The 14683-nt window shown below is 62.6% G+C and carries 12 protein-coding genes and 1 tRNA gene; 7 read left to right on the plus strand and 6 right to left on the minus strand.

Features of this window, described 5'->3' with window-relative positions; translation table 11 throughout:
- Window positions 1-84: 84 nt before the first annotated feature.
- Both C5L14_RS23950 and C5L14_RS23955 read left to right on the plus strand, forming a co-directional pair.
- The gene (locus tag C5L14_RS23950) at window positions 85-2100 is read left to right on the plus strand and encodes a tetratricopeptide repeat protein (RefSeq protein WP_105864589.1); all 2016 of its coding nucleotides are present in this window, start codon (window positions 85-87) and stop codon (window positions 2098-2100) included.
- 254 nt (window positions 2101-2354) lie between these two features.
- Window positions 2355-3380 (plus strand): aldo/keto reductase, encoded by a 1026-nt coding sequence (locus C5L14_RS23955; RefSeq protein WP_105864590.1) that lies wholly within the window; start codon window positions 2355-2357, stop codon window positions 3378-3380.
- Between the two features lie 5 nt (window positions 3381-3385).
- Here the strand turns inward: C5L14_RS23955 and recJ are convergent, their stop codons facing one another.
- Complete coding sequence (gene recJ, locus C5L14_RS23960; protein ID WP_105864591.1) at window positions 3386-5191, minus strand: single-stranded-DNA-specific exonuclease RecJ; 1806 nt, start codon at window positions 5189-5191, stop codon at window positions 3386-3388.
- A 180-nt stretch (window positions 5192-5371) separates the two neighbouring features.
- Window positions 5372-6550 (minus strand): glycosyltransferase family 61 protein, encoded by a 1179-nt coding sequence (locus C5L14_RS23965; protein WP_105864592.1) that lies wholly within the window; start codon window positions 6548-6550, stop codon window positions 5372-5374.
- 75 nt (window positions 6551-6625) lie between these two features.
- Here C5L14_RS23965 and rfbF point away from each other — a divergent pair, with 75 nt between their 5' ends.
- Genes rfbF through rfbC form a run of 4 tightly spaced genes read left to right on the plus strand, consistent with a single transcriptional unit; the run spans window position 6626 to window position 10257 of the window.
- Window positions 6626-7399, plus strand: coding sequence for a glucose-1-phosphate cytidylyltransferase (rfbF, locus tag C5L14_RS23970; protein ID WP_105864710.1), 774 nt, complete (start codon window positions 6626-6628; stop codon window positions 7397-7399).
- 20 nt (window positions 7400-7419) lie between these two features.
- Window positions 7420-8475 carry a CDP-glucose 4,6-dehydratase gene (gene rfbG, locus C5L14_RS23975; RefSeq protein WP_428832653.1) on the plus strand — a complete coding sequence of 352 codons (1056 nt, stop codon included), beginning with the start codon at window positions 7420-7422 and terminating at the stop codon, window positions 8473-8475.
- A gap of 10 nt (window positions 8476-8485) precedes the next feature.
- The gene (locus C5L14_RS23980; protein ID WP_105864593.1) at window positions 8486-9730 is read left to right on the plus strand and encodes a class I SAM-dependent methyltransferase; all 1245 of its coding nucleotides are present in this window, start codon (window positions 8486-8488) and stop codon (window positions 9728-9730) included.
- Window positions 9727-10257, plus strand: coding sequence for a dTDP-4-dehydrorhamnose 3,5-epimerase (gene rfbC / locus C5L14_RS23985; RefSeq protein ID WP_105864594.1), 531 nt, complete (start codon window positions 9727-9729; stop codon window positions 10255-10257). The genes C5L14_RS23980 and rfbC overlap by 4 nt, the downstream gene beginning before the upstream one ends.
- 40 nt (window positions 10258-10297) lie before the next feature.
- Here rfbC and C5L14_RS23990 read toward each other — a convergent pair whose 3' ends face one another.
- Both C5L14_RS23990 and C5L14_RS23995 read right to left on the minus strand, forming a co-directional pair.
- Window positions 10298-10795, minus strand: a complete 498-nt coding sequence (locus tag C5L14_RS23990; RefSeq protein ID WP_105864595.1) for a GNAT family N-acetyltransferase — start codon at window positions 10793-10795, stop codon at window positions 10298-10300.
- A 14-nt stretch (window positions 10796-10809) separates the two neighbouring features.
- Window positions 10810-11067, minus strand: a complete 258-nt coding sequence (locus tag C5L14_RS23995) for a YjhX family toxin (protein ID WP_105864712.1) — start codon at window positions 11065-11067, stop codon at window positions 10810-10812.
- A gap of 404 nt (window positions 11068-11471) precedes the next feature.
- Between C5L14_RS23995 and C5L14_RS24000 the strand changes: the two genes are divergently transcribed.
- On the plus strand, window positions 11472-11684 hold the full coding sequence (locus C5L14_RS24000; protein ID WP_105864596.1) for a hypothetical protein: 213 nt from the start codon (window positions 11472-11474) through the stop codon (window positions 11682-11684).
- A 47-nt stretch (window positions 11685-11731) separates the two neighbouring features.
- Here C5L14_RS24000 and C5L14_RS24005 read toward each other — a convergent pair.
- Both C5L14_RS24005 and lon read right to left on the minus strand, forming a co-directional pair.
- Window positions 11732-11807: transfer RNA gene (locus C5L14_RS24005), tRNA-Val, on the minus strand.
- 115 nt (window positions 11808-11922) lie between these two features.
- Window positions 11923-14346, minus strand: a complete 2424-nt coding sequence (gene lon / locus C5L14_RS24010; RefSeq protein WP_105864597.1) for an endopeptidase La — start codon at window positions 14344-14346, stop codon at window positions 11923-11925.
- Window positions 14347-14683 lie beyond the last annotated feature (337 nt).

Genomic DNA, 14683 nt, shown 5'->3' on the forward strand with positions numbered 1-14683 from the left:
CGCGGAGAACACATAGGGCCTTTTCGATATCGCTAAGATGAGTTCTATTGCGGCCGAGGATGGTTTCTCTGGGCGAGGTCTTGGGTGAATAAAACGCCAGCACTGTGGGTAATAACGGTTTTGTTATCGCTAGTCCCGGCAACAGGGATCGCCAAGAAGATCTCGCCCAAGCAGGCGGAGTCATTTTGTTTCGATACGAAATCCACCAATGACCAGACCATTGCCGGATGCAGTTGGCTAATTTCGTTAGCCGGAAAGCCTCAGGCCGATCTGGTAGCCGCTTTCTACAATAGGGGCGTAGCCTATCAGCGCAAGGGCGACGTGGTGCGTGCCATCGCGGACTACGACCAGGCCATATTGCTGAAACCCGATTACGCCTATGCGTACAACAATCGCGGCAACGCCTATAGCGACAAGGGCGATCGAGAGCGCGCGCTCCAAGACTTTGACCAGGCCATACGACTGGACCCCAACTATGCGCTCGCGCTTGGCAACCGGGGTAATGCCTATGCCAACAGGGGTGACTACGACCGCGCTATCGCGGATTATGATCGCGCCATCAGCCTCGATCCAGACGATGCAGTTCCCTTCAACAACCGCGCCAGCGCTTATCACGATAAAGGCGCGTATGATCGCGCCATCCGAGACTACGACCAAGCCATTCGCATCAAGCCCGACTATGCCGTCGCCTACAATGGCCGCGGCAAAGCCTATGACGACAAGGGAGATCACGACCGAGCTATTCGGGATTTCGATGAGGCCATCCGGCTCAAACCGGATTATGCCTATGCCCTCAATAGTCGAGGAAGCGCCTATCGCGACAAGGGCGAATATGACCGTGCCATCCGCGATTATGATCAGGCCATTCGCATAAAGCCGGACTACGCCTATGCACTCAACAACCGCGGCAGCATCTATGACGACAGGGGCGAGTATGACCGAGCCATCCGCGACTATGATCAGGCCATCCGCTTCAAGCCGGATTATGCCTACGCCTTCAACAATCGCGGCGTCTCCCACAAGAACAAGGGCGACTACGATCGGGCCATCCGAGATTACGACGAAGCCATCCGCATAGACCCGGAATATGTCACTGCCTACTCAAATCGCGGCAACGCTTATTACGACAAGGGCGAATATAGCCGTGCCATTCAGGATTATGACCAGGCTATTCGCATCAAGCCCGACCACGCCATCGCCTATAACGGTCGCGGGAACGCCTATGACGACAAGGGGGACCGCGATCGCGCCATCCAGGATTACGATCAGGCTATCCGGCTCGATCCCAATTTTGCCATCGCGTTCAACAATCGGGGTGGCGCTTACGCCGACAAGGGCGACTATGACCGAGCGATGCGAGATTACGACCAAGCCATTCGAATCAAGCCGAATTATGCCAGGGCATATTACGGGCGAGCCAATGCTTACTATGACAAGGGCGACTACGAGCATGCGATCCGGGATTACGACCAAGCCGTAGTCTTCGACCCCAATTATGCCGCTGCCTTCAACAACCGTGGCAACGCCCATGACGACAAAGGCGATCGCGATCGTGCACTTGCCGATTACAGTCAGGCCATTCGTATCAAGCCCAACTATGCCCTTGCCTATCGGAACCGGGGCATCGCGTTCGACAGGCAAGGCGATTACGACCGCGCCCTCCGCGACTACGACGAGGCTATCCGGATCGACCCCGATAGTGCGGTTGCCTTCATGAATCGCGGTGTGACCTACAACAACAAGGGTGACCATGCCCGCGCGATCCAAGACTTCAACCAGGCCATTCGCATCAAGCCCAGCTATGCGCTTGCCTATCGGCACCGTGGCTCCAGTTATGATGATCTGGGAAATCGCGACCGGGCGATCGCCGACTTCAATCTGGCGATCAATATCGATCCCACCTACGCCGAAGCCTACAATGATCGAGGGATAACCCATTTCAACGCCGGTGATTATGATAGCGCGATCGCGGATTTCAATCAGGCCATACACATCAAACCCAACTTCGACCTCGCTATAAAAAATCGCGCCAAAGCTATAGAAACACGAGATAAAAACATTTCCAAATCCAAGATACTCAAAGCATCGGCCACCCCGTGAGTTCGGCGCGTCCGACCGGCCTCGTCGCCAGTCGGATGTTGGCGGTCGCATACAAGACCTGGTGGTTTCATCACTTTTCCGGAGCGGCGCTCGATTGAGATTGTCGTTCCACCACAGCCAGAATATCCTCTGACAATTGCGCTTACTTTGTGCCTGCCGGCAAGCCGCGCGATTGCATCGGCGCTGCCTATTGGCGAGACATTGATCGTCTTTTCCGGCCGTTGTGCCGCTCTCCGCAGCAAAGAGGAAACTCCATGGAATATCGTCAGTTAGGCGGCTCGGGCTTCAAGGTGCCGGCCCTCAGCCTGGGTACCGGAACCTTCGGCGGCGGCGGTGACTTCTTCAAGGCCTGGGGTTCGACCGATGCGGAAGGCGCCCGGCGCCTGCTCGACATCTGCATCGATGCCGGCGTCACCATGTTCGACAGCGCCGATATTTATTCGTCGGGCCTGGCCGAGGAAATTCTCGGCAAGGCGATCGCCGGCCGCCGCGACCGGGTTGTTATCTCGACCAAGGCGACCTTCCGCTCCGGACCGGGGCCGAACGATGTCGGCTCTTCCCGCTTCCATCTCACCGATGCCGTCGACGAGGCGTTGAAGCGGCTCGGCACCGACTATATCGACCTGTTCCAGCTGCACGGCTTCGACGCGCTCACGCCGGTGGAGGAAGTGCTGCAGACCTTCGACGATCTGATCCGTGCCGGAAAGATCCGCTATATCGGCGTCTCCAATTTCTCCGGCTGGCATCTGGCGAAGTCCCTGGCGGCCTCGGACCGTTACGGGCTGCCGCGCTATGTCGCCCACCAGGCCTATTATTCCCTGATCGGCCGCGACTATGAATGGGAGCTGATGCCGCTCGGTCTCGACCAGAAGGTCGGCGCCGTGGTGTGGAGCCCGCTCGGCTGGGGGCGCCTGACCGGAAAGCTGCGCCGGGGTGCGCCGCTGCCGGAGCGCAGCCGCCTGCACCAGACTGCCGCCGACGGTCCGCCGGTGAGCGATGAGTTGCTCTATCGCGTCGTCGATGCGATCGACGCCATCGCCGGCGAAACCGGAAAGAGCGTGCCCCAGATCGCCCTGAACTGGCTGCTGCAGCGGCCCACCGTCGCCAGCGTGATCATCGGCGCGCGCGACGAGGCGCAGTTGCACGAAAATCTCGGCGCCATAGGCTGGTCGCTCACGCCGGAGCAGATCGCCCGTCTGGACGAAGCCAGTACCGTCACCCTGCCCTATCCCTACTGGCACCAGCGCGGCTTCGCCGAGCGCAACCCGCCGCCCGTGTAAACCATTCAGCCCATGGCCGGCGCGGCGTCGAGCACGCGCAACTGCACGCGCTCGCGCCCGCCATAGCGATCGACACTCAAGGTGCCGGCGACATGCAGGGCCCTGCCGCGATGGCCGATGAGGCCATCGCCCAGAGGCTGCCCGACCGAGCGGAAGGCGATGGCGTCGAGCATGGCACCGTCATGCGCCTTGAGGCGAAGCCGCAAATGGGCCTCACCAACCGTATCGACGAAGGCGAGCTGGTGGCTCGGCAGCGCCAGCACGGGCTCGGGATTGCCCTGGCCGAACGGGCCGGCTTTTTCGAGCATCTCGATCAGGCCGGTGGTCGCACCGCCGGCTGCGAGCGCTCCGTCGATCTCCAGGGCTGCATCTGCCCGTGCGGTCTCGACGGCGGATGCGAGTTCCGCTTCCAGATAGGCTCGGAAGGCGCCGAGTTGGTTCTGGCCCAAGGTGATGCCTGCCGCCATGGCGTGGCCGCCGCCCTTGAAGACGAGGCCGCGCTCCACCGCCTGCCTTACGGCCTTGCCCAGATCCACGCCGCCGATCGAGCGCCCGGATCCGGTGCCAACTCCATCCTTGTTGAAGGCGATCGCGAAGGCAGGCCGGCCGAAGCGCTCCTTCAGGCGAGCGGCGACCAGACCGACGACCCCGGGGTGCCAATTTCGCGACGCCGTTACCACCGTCGCGCCCGTCTCCTCCATGCCGAGGGCGGCGACGGCCTCGGCCAGCGCTTCCTCCAGCATGATGGCCTCAACCGTCTGGCGCTCCCGGTTGAGCCGGTCCAATGTCGCGGCGATCGAAGCCGCCTCCTCGCCATCCTCGCTCATCAACAGCCTGGCGCCGAGCGCAGCATCGCCGATGCGACCGCCCGCATTGATGCGCGGGCCGAGCAGGAAGCCCAGATGATAAGGCCGTGGCGGCCCGTCCAGACGGGCCATATCCATCAGTGCGCGCAGGCCGGCACGCTGGCGTTGGCGCATTACGGCAAGGCCTCGCGCCACGAAGGCCCGATTGAGCCCCTTGAGCGGCACCACATCCGCCACCGTTCCCAGAGCAACGAGGTCGAGGCGCGCCATCAGGTCCGGCTCGGGCCGTTCCCGCCACCAACCGCGCTGTCGCAGAGTTCGGCTGGCCGCGACGAGAAGCATGAAGGTGACCCCGCAGGCACATAGATGTCCCTGACCGGAGAGATCATCGAGACGGTTGGGGTTGACCACCGCTACCGCCGGCGGCAGCACTTCGCCGGCCTGGTGATGATCGACGACCAGTGTCTCGAAGCCGAGTTCAGTGGCCTTGCCGAGAACATCGACGCTCGTCGTGCCACAATCCACCGTTACCAGCAGGCTCGCGCCCTCGGCCCGCAACAGGCGAATCGCCTCCTCATTCGGACCGTAGCCTTCATAGATGCGATCGGGAATGTGGATGCGGGCCGGTACGCCGACCTCGCGCAGCCACCCGGCAAGCAGCGCTGCAGAGGTCGCGCCGTCGACGTCATAATCGCCGAAAATGGCGATGCTCTCGCGCGCCATCACGGCATCGGCCAGCCGTTCCGCCGCCTTGTCCATATCGGTCAGGCGGGAGGGATCGGGCATGTAGTGGCGCAGCGTAGGAGCCAGGTAGGCCTCCGCCTCCTCGGCCGCGACGCCTCTGCCGGCAAGAATGCGCGCCAGCAGCTCAGGCTGGCCGGAGCGCTGGGCGAGCGTCACAGCCTGCATCTGGCCCTGTGCATCCAGCCTTTCTCGCCAGGCCTTGCCGGTAAAGGAGGATTGCACGCCGAGAAAATGGCGCGAGGAAATGGTTTGAAATTGCATGGAGCGACCATATCGGAGCATCCCTGGACGATGCCAGGGATTTTACTGTCTTCACGGCTCGCGGCAGAGCCGCTCAGGAACCGATCGGCCTCCTGGAAACACGGAAGGCGCCGGCACGAGCCAGGGCCAAACCGATGGCGCGGTCGATCGTGAGCCCCTCGCCGAGACAGACCACCATCATCAGGAAGAGGGGGGAAGTGACTGGAGCTTGTCGCGCAGCAGGTTTTCGTTCAACGCGAACGCCTGGTCATAATCACCGGGCTCGCCGATGAGCCAGCCATAATCGAGGCCGAGGCGCCTGCTCAGCCACAGATAGGTGCTCTTGGTGAAATTCGCGGGAAAAAGCTCGATCACCTGCGTTCCGGGCCGGCAGAACGCCAGATTGCCGAGTCCGGCGCCATGCACGCCGATAACGGCGTCAGCCTGGGAGAACAGGCGAACCTGTTCGGCATGATTGTCGCCCTTGGCCTCGAATCGCTCGAAACCATGCCCTCTTGCAATGTCCCAGAGCGCATCTTCATTGAGCAGGCGCCGGATCTTGCTGTTTCCCCGCGAAAAGAAGATGCGCCGGCCGCGGCCGGCGGGCACCCCGTAGTGCGCGCGGAAAAGGTCCGCCAGCCGCTGGACGGGAGCGGCATCGGCAAAGCTCCATTCGGCATTACCGGCATCGAAGGAAAGCCACAGCGCCTCCTCGACCGCCACTTTGGCATCGTCCGGCATGGCGATGACGCGCACGCCCGGATAGGCCTGCTCCAGCAGGGCGCAGCCTAGGTTCAGGCTTTCCAGGCGCGAAGGCGGCAGCAGCAGGGTGAGCGGCATGCCCTTGGGGTGAAAGCGCTCGAGGTAGTTGACGACCGGAACCAGGTCCTCAAAGAGCGCATGATAATAATTGTCCGTCCGAGCCAAGAGATGACAACGCCCTGCAAGGGCGGGCAGAACGCGAAGCCGCTTGGCCCTGGCGAAGTTCCAATTCACCCATTCCACGTCGCGTATCACCACGCCTTCCCGATCGGGCGCGAAAACGCGGCTGACATGGCCAAGCAGTTCCGCGGGACTTATCGTCAGGGCCAGTTCCTGCACCGGAACCGTGACGCCTCCCCGCCATTCGCGCGCCAAGGTGTCATAGGGCCAGCACCGGTCCCGCACGAAAGCGCATTCTTCCGGTGTGAACGAAGTCGCCATCTCGGCCTTGCGGTCCTCGATGACAAGGGTCGCGGCGATCTCAGGATCGACTCCGCGCGGATAGAAGGAAAAACGACGCCGCAGCAGGCTGATCCTGCCAATAGTCGCCCGTGCCGCCAGCCAGCGCCAGTAGCGGATATTGAAACGCTTTCGAAATCCGGATTTGACGCGGGCCATTTCTGCCGTTTGATTGCCAAGGAACAGCCAAGCGGCTATAGCCGCGCCACCCACCTCTGTCTATCGGATCAGACCTTGAAAGCAATCATTCTCGCTGGCGGCATGGGCACGCGCATTTCCGAAGAATCGCATCTGCGCCCCAAACCGATGATCGAGATCGGAGGCCGGCCGATCCTCTGGCACATCATGAAGATCTACAGCCATTACGGCATCAACGATTTCGTGATCTGCCTGGGCTACAAGGGCTATATGATCAAGGAGTATTTCTCCAACTACTTCCTGCACAATGCGGATGTGACGATCGACGCCGAAAAGAACGAGGTCATCTACCATAACCAGAAGGCTGAGCCCTGGCGGGTCACCATGGTGGACACCGGCGAGACCAGCATGACGGGCGGCCGGCTGAAACGGGTCGCCCCTTTCCTGACGCCGGGCGAATCCTTCTGCTTCACCTATGGCGACGGCGTCTCCGACGTCGACATCGGCGCGCTCATCGCCTTCCACAAGAAGCATGGCAAGCGCGCCACGCTGACGGGCGTGATCCCTCCCGGCCGCTACGGCTCCCTGTCGCTCGAGGGTGACAAGGTCACCCGTTTCATCGAAAAGCCGCCCGGCGACAATGCGCTGATCAATGGCGGCTTCTTCGTGCTGGAACCGAGCGTGGTCGACCTGATCGAGGCAGACCAGACTTCCTGGGAAGGTGCGCCGCTCGAGGCTCTGGCCGCCTCCGGCGATTTGATGGCCTATCGGCATGGCGGGTTCTGGCAGCCCATGGATACCTTGCGCGACAAGAACCATCTCGAACAATTGTGGGCGCAGGGCAAAGCGCCCTGGAAGGTCTGGCCGTGACCCGGGCTTTGGCCGCAGGCATTTTGCCATCACCTGCTTTCTGGCGGGGCAGGAAGGTGTTTCTTACCGGCCATACAGGCTTCAAGGGGAGCTGGATGGCCTTGTGGCTGCATCGGCTTGGGGCGGAGGTTACCGGCTTTGCGCTGCCGCCGGCCGCCGACCAGCCCCTATTTGCAGCCGCGGGCGTCGACGGTTCCGTCCGGTCGATCCTTGGCGACCTTCGCGATGCCGAAGCCGTGCGCCGGGCCGTGGAGGCGACCCAACCCGAAATCGTGCTGCACCTGGCTGCCCAGGCCCTGGTGCGGCGTTCCCTCGCCGATCCGCTCGAGACTTTCGGCACCAACGTCATGGGCACGGTGCACCTCTTGGAAGCCCTGCGCTCCCTGCCGGCACTCGCCTGCATCCTCGCGGTGACCTCGGACAAGGTCTATCTCAACGAGGAAACAGGCGAGGCCTTCCATGAGGATGACAAGCTCGGCGGCAAGGATCCCTACTCGGCTTCCAAGGCGGCTGCCGAGATCGTCACCTATTCCTATGCGCGCTCCTATTTCGACAAGGCACGGGTGCCGGCTGCCACTGCACGCGGCGGCAACGTCATCGGGGGCGGCGACCATTCGGCCGACCGGCTCGTCCCGGACATCGTGCGCGCCGTGCGCGGCGGCAAGCCGCTCGAACTGCGCCACCCCGAGGCGGTCAGACCCTGGCAGCATGTGCTCGACTGCGTGAACGGCTATCTCGTCTATGCCGAACGGCTGGCCACTGTCGCGGACACGCCGCGCGCACTGAACTTTGGTCCCGACCCTTCCCGTCCCCTGCCCGTTTCGGCGGTGGCCGATGCGATTTTCCAGGCGCTTGGCCGCAAGCCGGACTGGCTGCACAAACCCGTGCCCGGTTCCATCGAGATGAAGGCGCTGACCGTCGATTCCGAGCGTGCCCGCTCGCTGCTCGGCTGGCAGGATCGGCTCGCCGGCCCGGCCAGTCTGGAATGGACGGCGCAATGGTATGCTGCCGAGGCCGCCGGGCAGGACATGCACGCCTTCACCCTCGATCAGATCTCCCGTTTCTCGACGCCCTGAGACCGCCGCCATGCCCGCTGCCACGTCCACGCTTCCTCATTGCCGGTTCTGCGCTACGCCGCTGACGACGACCTTGTGCGATCTCGGCTCGATGCCGCTTGCCAACGATTATCGCCTGCCAGACGACAGCAATCCCGAGCGCAGCTTCCCGCTGCATGCGCGCGTCTGTCCGAGCTGCCTGCTCGTCCAGGTCGATGATTCCGTCCCGCCGGACGCGATCTTCTCCGACTACGCCTACTTCTCTTCCTATTCGGACAGCTGGGTGGCGCATGCCAAGCGCTATGCGCAAGCTATGATCGAGCGTTTCAAGCTCGGCGCCAATTCGCTGGTGATCGAAGTCGCCTCCAATGACGGCTACCTGCTGCAGCATTTCAAAGCCGCTGGCGTACCGGTGCTCGGTGTCGAACCTGCTGCCAATGTCGCCGAGACGGCCCGGGCCAAGGGCATCGATACCGAAGTCGCCTTCTTCGGCGTCGAAACCGCCCGACGTCTCGTCGGCCAGGGCAAGCGCGCCGACCTCATGGCTGCCAACAATGTGCTCGCCCATGTCCCCGATATCCGCGATTTCGTCGGCGGCTTCGCCGCCTTGCTGAAACCCGAGGGCGTCGTCACCTTCGAATTCCCGCATGTGCTCAATCTGATCGAGAAGGTGCAGTTCGATACCATCTATCACGAGCATTTTTCCTATCTCTCGCTGGTGACGGTCGAGAAGGTGTTCGCCGCCGTCGGCCTCAAGGCGATCGATGTCGAGGAACTGCCGACCCATGGCGGCTCGCTGCGTCTGTTCGCGGCACCATTGGCGTCCAGCCACCGGCCTTCCGCGAGGCTCGACGCCCTGCGCGCCAAGGAGCATGCCGCCGGTCTCGACGCTCTGGCCGGCTATGAAGGCTTTGCTGCCAAGGTCGCCGAGGTCAAGCGCGGCTTCCTCGCCTTCCTGGCCGAGGCCAAGGCCGCCGGCAAGACCATCGCCGCCTATGGCGCCGCCGCCAAGGGCAACACCTTCCTGAATTTCTGCGGCGTCGGCCCCGCCGATATCGTGGCTGTGTTCGACCGTTCCCTGGCCAAGCAGGGCCGCCTGCTGCCCGGCAGCCAGATCCCGATCCTCTCGCCCGACAAGATCAGCGAGATCGCACCCGATTATCTTGTCATCCTGCCCTGGAACATCGCCGAGGAAGTGATGGAGCAGACGCGTCCGCTGATGCCGCCGGGCAGTTCCTTCGTGACGGCCGTGCCCAGCATCAGGCTCACGCCGTGATCTTCGTCGAGACCCGCATCCCGGGCTGCTTCCTGATCGAGCCGGAGCCGCAGCGCGACGATCGCGGCTTTTTCGCCCGCACCTATTGCCCGGACGAGTTCGCCGCCGCCGGGATCGTCTTTGCGCCGGTGCAAACCAATCTCTCGCGCAACGACAAGGCTTTCACCCTGCGCGGCATGCACTTCCAGAAGGCTCCTCATGCCGAGGCCAAGCTCGTCCAGGTGGCGCGAGGGAAGATCCATGACGTCGTGGTCGATCTCAGGCCGGACAGCCCGGCTTTTCGCCAATGGGTCGGCGCCGAGCTGAGCGCCGACAACCTGCATCAACTCTATATTCCCGAAGGCTGTGCCCACGGCTTCCTGACGCTCGAAGCCGGAACGGACGTCTTGTACGGCATGGGCCGCAAATATGTTCCCGGCCATGCGCGCGGCTATCGCTATGACGACCCGGCCTTTGCCATCGAATGGCCCCGCCCGCCGGCGGTGATCGCACCGGCGGACGAGGCTTGGCCGGCTTTCGGGGCTTGAGAGGCGGCCCGCCGCGTCTTGGTCGCGGCAGGCCGGTCCGCTATTTCGCCTCGAACGCCGGGTGGTAGGCCACGTCTCCCTGCGGCATGTCAGCCCCGAAGGGCAGGCACTGGAAATAGACAGGCGGCACGCCAGGAAGGCAAAGCCGAACCTCGTTCTTGAAGCCGAAGCGGCCGTAATAGGCGGGATCTCCCAGGACGACGCAGCCTTGCGCCTCCTGCCGGCGGAGGTCGGCGAGGCCAGTCTCGATCAGCGCTCGCCCGATGCCGTTTTTCTGGCGGTCCGGTCGCACCGATACCGGCCCCAGCCCGTACCAATGCCGGAAAGCCCCATCGATGGTGACGGGCGAAAAGGCGACATGGCCGACGACCCCGCTTTCTTCTTCCGCCACCAGGGACAAGGTCAAAGCCCCCGCCGCCCTTAAGCCGTCGACGATCGCCGCCTCCGTCTGGCTGCTATATGGCTTTCCTTCGAAGGCGGCCCTGGTCATCGCGCGGATGGTATCGATATCATCGGCACGTTCTGGTCGGATCTGCATGATATTTCCCTCGTTCAGCGGTTGTCGGCCTGAGCGCGCACGCTCTCCCGCCCTTTGCGCGAGATGCGGTAGGGGCCGGAGGCATGGGATTCGATCAGCCTTTTGCGGTGGAGCTTGCCGAATGTCTCAAGCGTGCAATCGGCCAGACGATGGCCGTCGCGGGTGAAGCAGTCGACATGATGGATGCGGCCGTTATCGCCGCGATGATGGCGGATATGCCCGCCCTGGGCCAGCACGTGCAGCACACGCTGCTCGCCCCGTGAGATATTCATGATGGTGGAGCCTGTCGCAGAAACCATGACAAGCATCGCCTGCGCACCCGGCCGATCCGGCCGCCGCGCCTCGCAATGCTTCCTCATGTCTCGTCAAATCGAGACGGTCAGCGGTTTCTCACAAGCTCTGACATGAAACCTTCCGCTCAAATCAGCAGGTGACAATCGCATAGGTCGGCATCAGCCCGATGTCAATCCGGCCCCATCACGCAGGATCTTGCGAAGACCATGGGGCTCAGACACCATGGATCCTGCTGCACCTTCCCGGTGACACCCTTGCCCGTGCACGCTGCGAGCCTATCCGGCCCGCCAGCCCATCGCCGCCGCGTGAAACGAGCGTGGCGTGGAACCCCCGTGCCGCGATGCGCATTTCATTTAGGAGTTCAATGATCAGGACGACGCGGATGAGCTGGTTCATCATCATGAAACGCCGTGGCGCTCACGTCGAACCGCTGCCGGACGCACCGATTTTCGAAGACCTCGTCGAGGCGGAGACTTGGGCGGCGACCTATCTGGAAGGCGACCCGCCCTTGTTCGACAAGAGCCTGGACTCGATCGAGGTCCACCGGCAGGAAGCGCAGCTGGCAATGCGCCAGGTGGCATCAGCCCGGCGCTGAGCACCCATCAAGCCTGCAAGTCGACAGGCCAAACTGATCGAATGTTCTGGTGGGCGGTGACGGGCTCGAACCGCCGACCCTCTCGGTGTAAACGAGATGCTCTACCAACTGAGCTAACCGCCCCAGCACGGAAAGGTCCCGCGCACGGCCCCTGTCTATTGCGCTTGTGCCCGCTTCGCAAGGCAAAAGAAAGCGGCCGCACCCTTTGGGGCGCGGCCGCTTGCAGATCGTTTCAGTGTCAGTGCGCGACGACAGCGTTGGCGTCATCTCCGACGACAGCCGGCGGCGGCGCGTTCTTGTCCTCGTCCCAGGTGATGGGCTCTGGCATGCGCACCAGCGCCCTGCGCAGAACTTCCTCCATCCGGGAAACCGGCACGATTTCAAGACCGTTCTTCACATTGTCGGGAAGTTCGGCCAGATCCTTGGCGTTCTCTTCCGGAATCAGCACGGTCTTGATGCCGGCCCGCAAGGCGGCGAGCAGCTTCTCTTTCAGGCCGCCGATCGGCAGCACCCGGCCACGCAAGGTGACCTCACCGGTCATGGCAACGTCACGGCGAACCGCGATGCCCGTCATCACCGACACCATGGCGGTGGCCATGGCGATGCCGGCCGAGGGGCCATCCTTGGGCGTTGCGCCTTCCGGCAGATGCACATGCACGTCGCGCTTGTCGAACAGCGGCGGCTCGATGCCGTAGTCGATGGCGCGCGAACGGACATAGGAGGCAGCCGCGGAGATCGACTCGCGCATGACGTCCTTCAGATTGCCCGTCACGATCATCTTGCCCTTGCCGGGCATCATGACCGCCTCGATGGTCAGAAGCACGCCACCCACCTCGGTCCAGGCCAGGCCCGTAACCGCACCCACCTGATCCTCGAGTTCGGCCTGGCCGTAGCGGTAACGCGGGGCGCCGAGATAGTCTTCGAGCACCGTGTTCGTCACCTTGACCGTCTTCTTCTTGGACATCAGGATGTCCTTGACGGCCTTACGGGTCAGGTTCGAGATCTCGCGCTCGAGGTTGCGTACCCCGGCTTCCTGCGTGTAGCGACGCACCAGATTGAGCAGCGCTTCGTCGTCGATCGAGAACTCACGTGCCTTCAGGCCATGCTTCTGAACGGCATTGGGGATGAGATGCTTGCGGGCGATCTCCACCTTCTCGTCTTCGGTATAACCGGCGAGACGGATGATCTCCATGCGGTCCAGCAGCGCCGGCGGAATGTTGAGCGTGTTCGCCGTGGTCACAAACATCACGTTCGACAGGTCGTAGTCGACCTCGAGGTAATGGTCGTTGAACGTCGAGTTCTGCTCGGGATCGAGCACTTCCAACAGAGCCGAAGACGGATCGCCGCGGAAATCCTGGCCCATCTTGTCGATTTCATCGAGCAGGAAGAGCGGATTCTGCTTCTTGGCCTTGCGCATCGACTGAACGACCTTGCCGGGCATCGAGCCGATATAGGTGCGCCGATGGCCACGGATCTCGGCCTCGTCCCGGACACCGCCGAGCGACATGCGCACATATTCGCGGCCGGTCGCCTTGGCTATCGAACGGGCGAGCGACGTCTTGCCGACGCCGGGCGGGCCGACGAGGCACAGGATCGGACCGGTCAGCTTGTTGGCGCGCTGCTGCACCGCCAGATACTCGATGATGCGTTCCTTGACCTTTTCCAGGCCATGGTGATCGGCATCGAGGATCTCCTGGGCATGCGGCAGATCCTTCTTGATCCGGGACTTGTCGCCCCAGGGCAAGGAAATCAGCCAGTCCAGATAGTTGCGCACGACGGTGGCCTCGGCCGACATCGGGGACATCTGACGCAGCTTCTTCATCTCGGCCTGCGCCTTGTCGCGGGCCTCCTTGGAGAGCTTGGTGTCCTTGATCTTCTGTTCGAGTTCGCCGAGTTCGTCCTTGCCTTCCTCGTCACCGAGCTCCTTCTGGATCGCCTTCATCTGCTCGTTGAGATAGTACTCGCGCTGGGTCTTCTCCATCTGCCGCTTGACGCGGGTACGGATGCGCTTCTCGACCTGCAGGACGGAAATCTCGCTTTCCATCAGGGCGAGCACCTTCTCCAGGCGCGCCGGGATCGACAGGATCTCCAGCACTTCCTGCTTGTCGGCGATCTTCACCGCAAGATGTGCGGCGATGGTGTCGGCGAGCTTCGAATAATCCTCGATCTGGGTGACCGTGGCCACGACTTCCGGCGACACCTTCTTGTTGAGCTTCACATAGCTCTCGAATTCGGCCACCACGGAACGGGCAAGCGCTTCGGCTTCGATCTTCTCGCCATTGCCGTCACCCAGGACCTCGGCCTCGGCCTGATAGAAATCGTCATGCCCGGAATAGGAGAGCACGCGTGCGCGGTCGACGCCCTCGACCAGCACCTTCACCGTGCCGTCGGGCAGCTTCAGCAATTGCAGCACGGTAGCCAGCGTGCCGAGCTTGTAGATGGCGTCCGGCGCCGGATCATCCTCAGCGGCATTGAGCTGCGTCGCCAGCAGGATGTGGCGGTCGGTCCGCATGACTTCTTCCAGCGCCCGAATCGACTTCTCGCGGCCAACGAAAAGCGGCACGATCATGTGGGGGAACACCACGATATCGCGCAGAGGCAACACCGGGAACGTATCGACGGTGCCTGCCGGCACCGGAGGACGCTGCTTATTCGTCGTCATTGCATATCCTTTCCTGCGCCGTTCCACGCTGCAATAGCCGTACCAGCGGCGCTATCCTCCCGGCCAACACGAAGAGCGACCTCGGAGGTATTCCAACTGCCCCGGATGGGCACAGTTGCTTCGATAAGGGTTAGGTGGAGAGCACCAAGCACAGTGTCAAGCCGGCTAATCCCGGTAAATTGCGCTGTCTCGATTTTCGTTCTCGCACCTGCGAACCTCGCTACAAATTTCTGTTCGATCGACTTCGGATTGATTGCCGGGAACCTCGGGCCACTCTTGAAAGGACTCTCCGAAAAGTAGCGACAATTAGCCAAAACCTGCATTTTTCTACGGAAAC

The organism is Labrys okinawensis, from assembly GCF_002982075.1.
Taxonomy (GTDB): Bacteria; Pseudomonadota; Alphaproteobacteria; order Rhizobiales; family Labraceae; genus Labrys; species Labrys okinawensis_A.

Excerpts from the sequence above, each read along its gene's own strand:
- recJ (WP_105864591.1), bottom strand. The coding sequence starts at position 5,191 with ATGCAATTTCAAACCATTTCCTCGCGCCATTTTCTCGGCGTGCAATCC.
- C5L14_RS23955 (WP_105864590.1), top strand. The coding sequence starts at position 2,355 with ATGGAATATCGTCAGTTAGGCGGCTCGGGCTTCAAGGTGCCGGCCCTC.
- lon (WP_105864597.1), bottom strand. The coding sequence starts at position 14,346 with ATGACGACGAATAAGCAGCGTCCTCCGGTGCCGGCAGGCACCGTCGAT.
- C5L14_RS23995 (WP_105864712.1), bottom strand. The coding sequence starts at position 11,067 with ATGAATATCTCACGGGGCGAGCAGCGTGTGCTGCACGTGCTGGCCCAG.
- C5L14_RS23965 (WP_105864592.1), bottom strand. The coding sequence starts at position 6,550 with ATGGCCCGCGTCAAATCCGGATTTCGAAAGCGTTTCAATATCCGCTAC.
- C5L14_RS23990 (WP_105864595.1), bottom strand. The coding sequence starts at position 10,795 with ATGCAGATCCGACCAGAACGTGCCGATGATATCGATACCATCCGCGCG.
- C5L14_RS24000 (WP_105864596.1), top strand. The coding sequence starts at position 11,472 with ATGAGCTGGTTCATCATCATGAAACGCCGTGGCGCTCACGTCGAACCG.
- C5L14_RS23980 (WP_105864593.1), top strand. The coding sequence starts at position 8,486 with ATGCCCGCTGCCACGTCCACGCTTCCTCATTGCCGGTTCTGCGCTACG.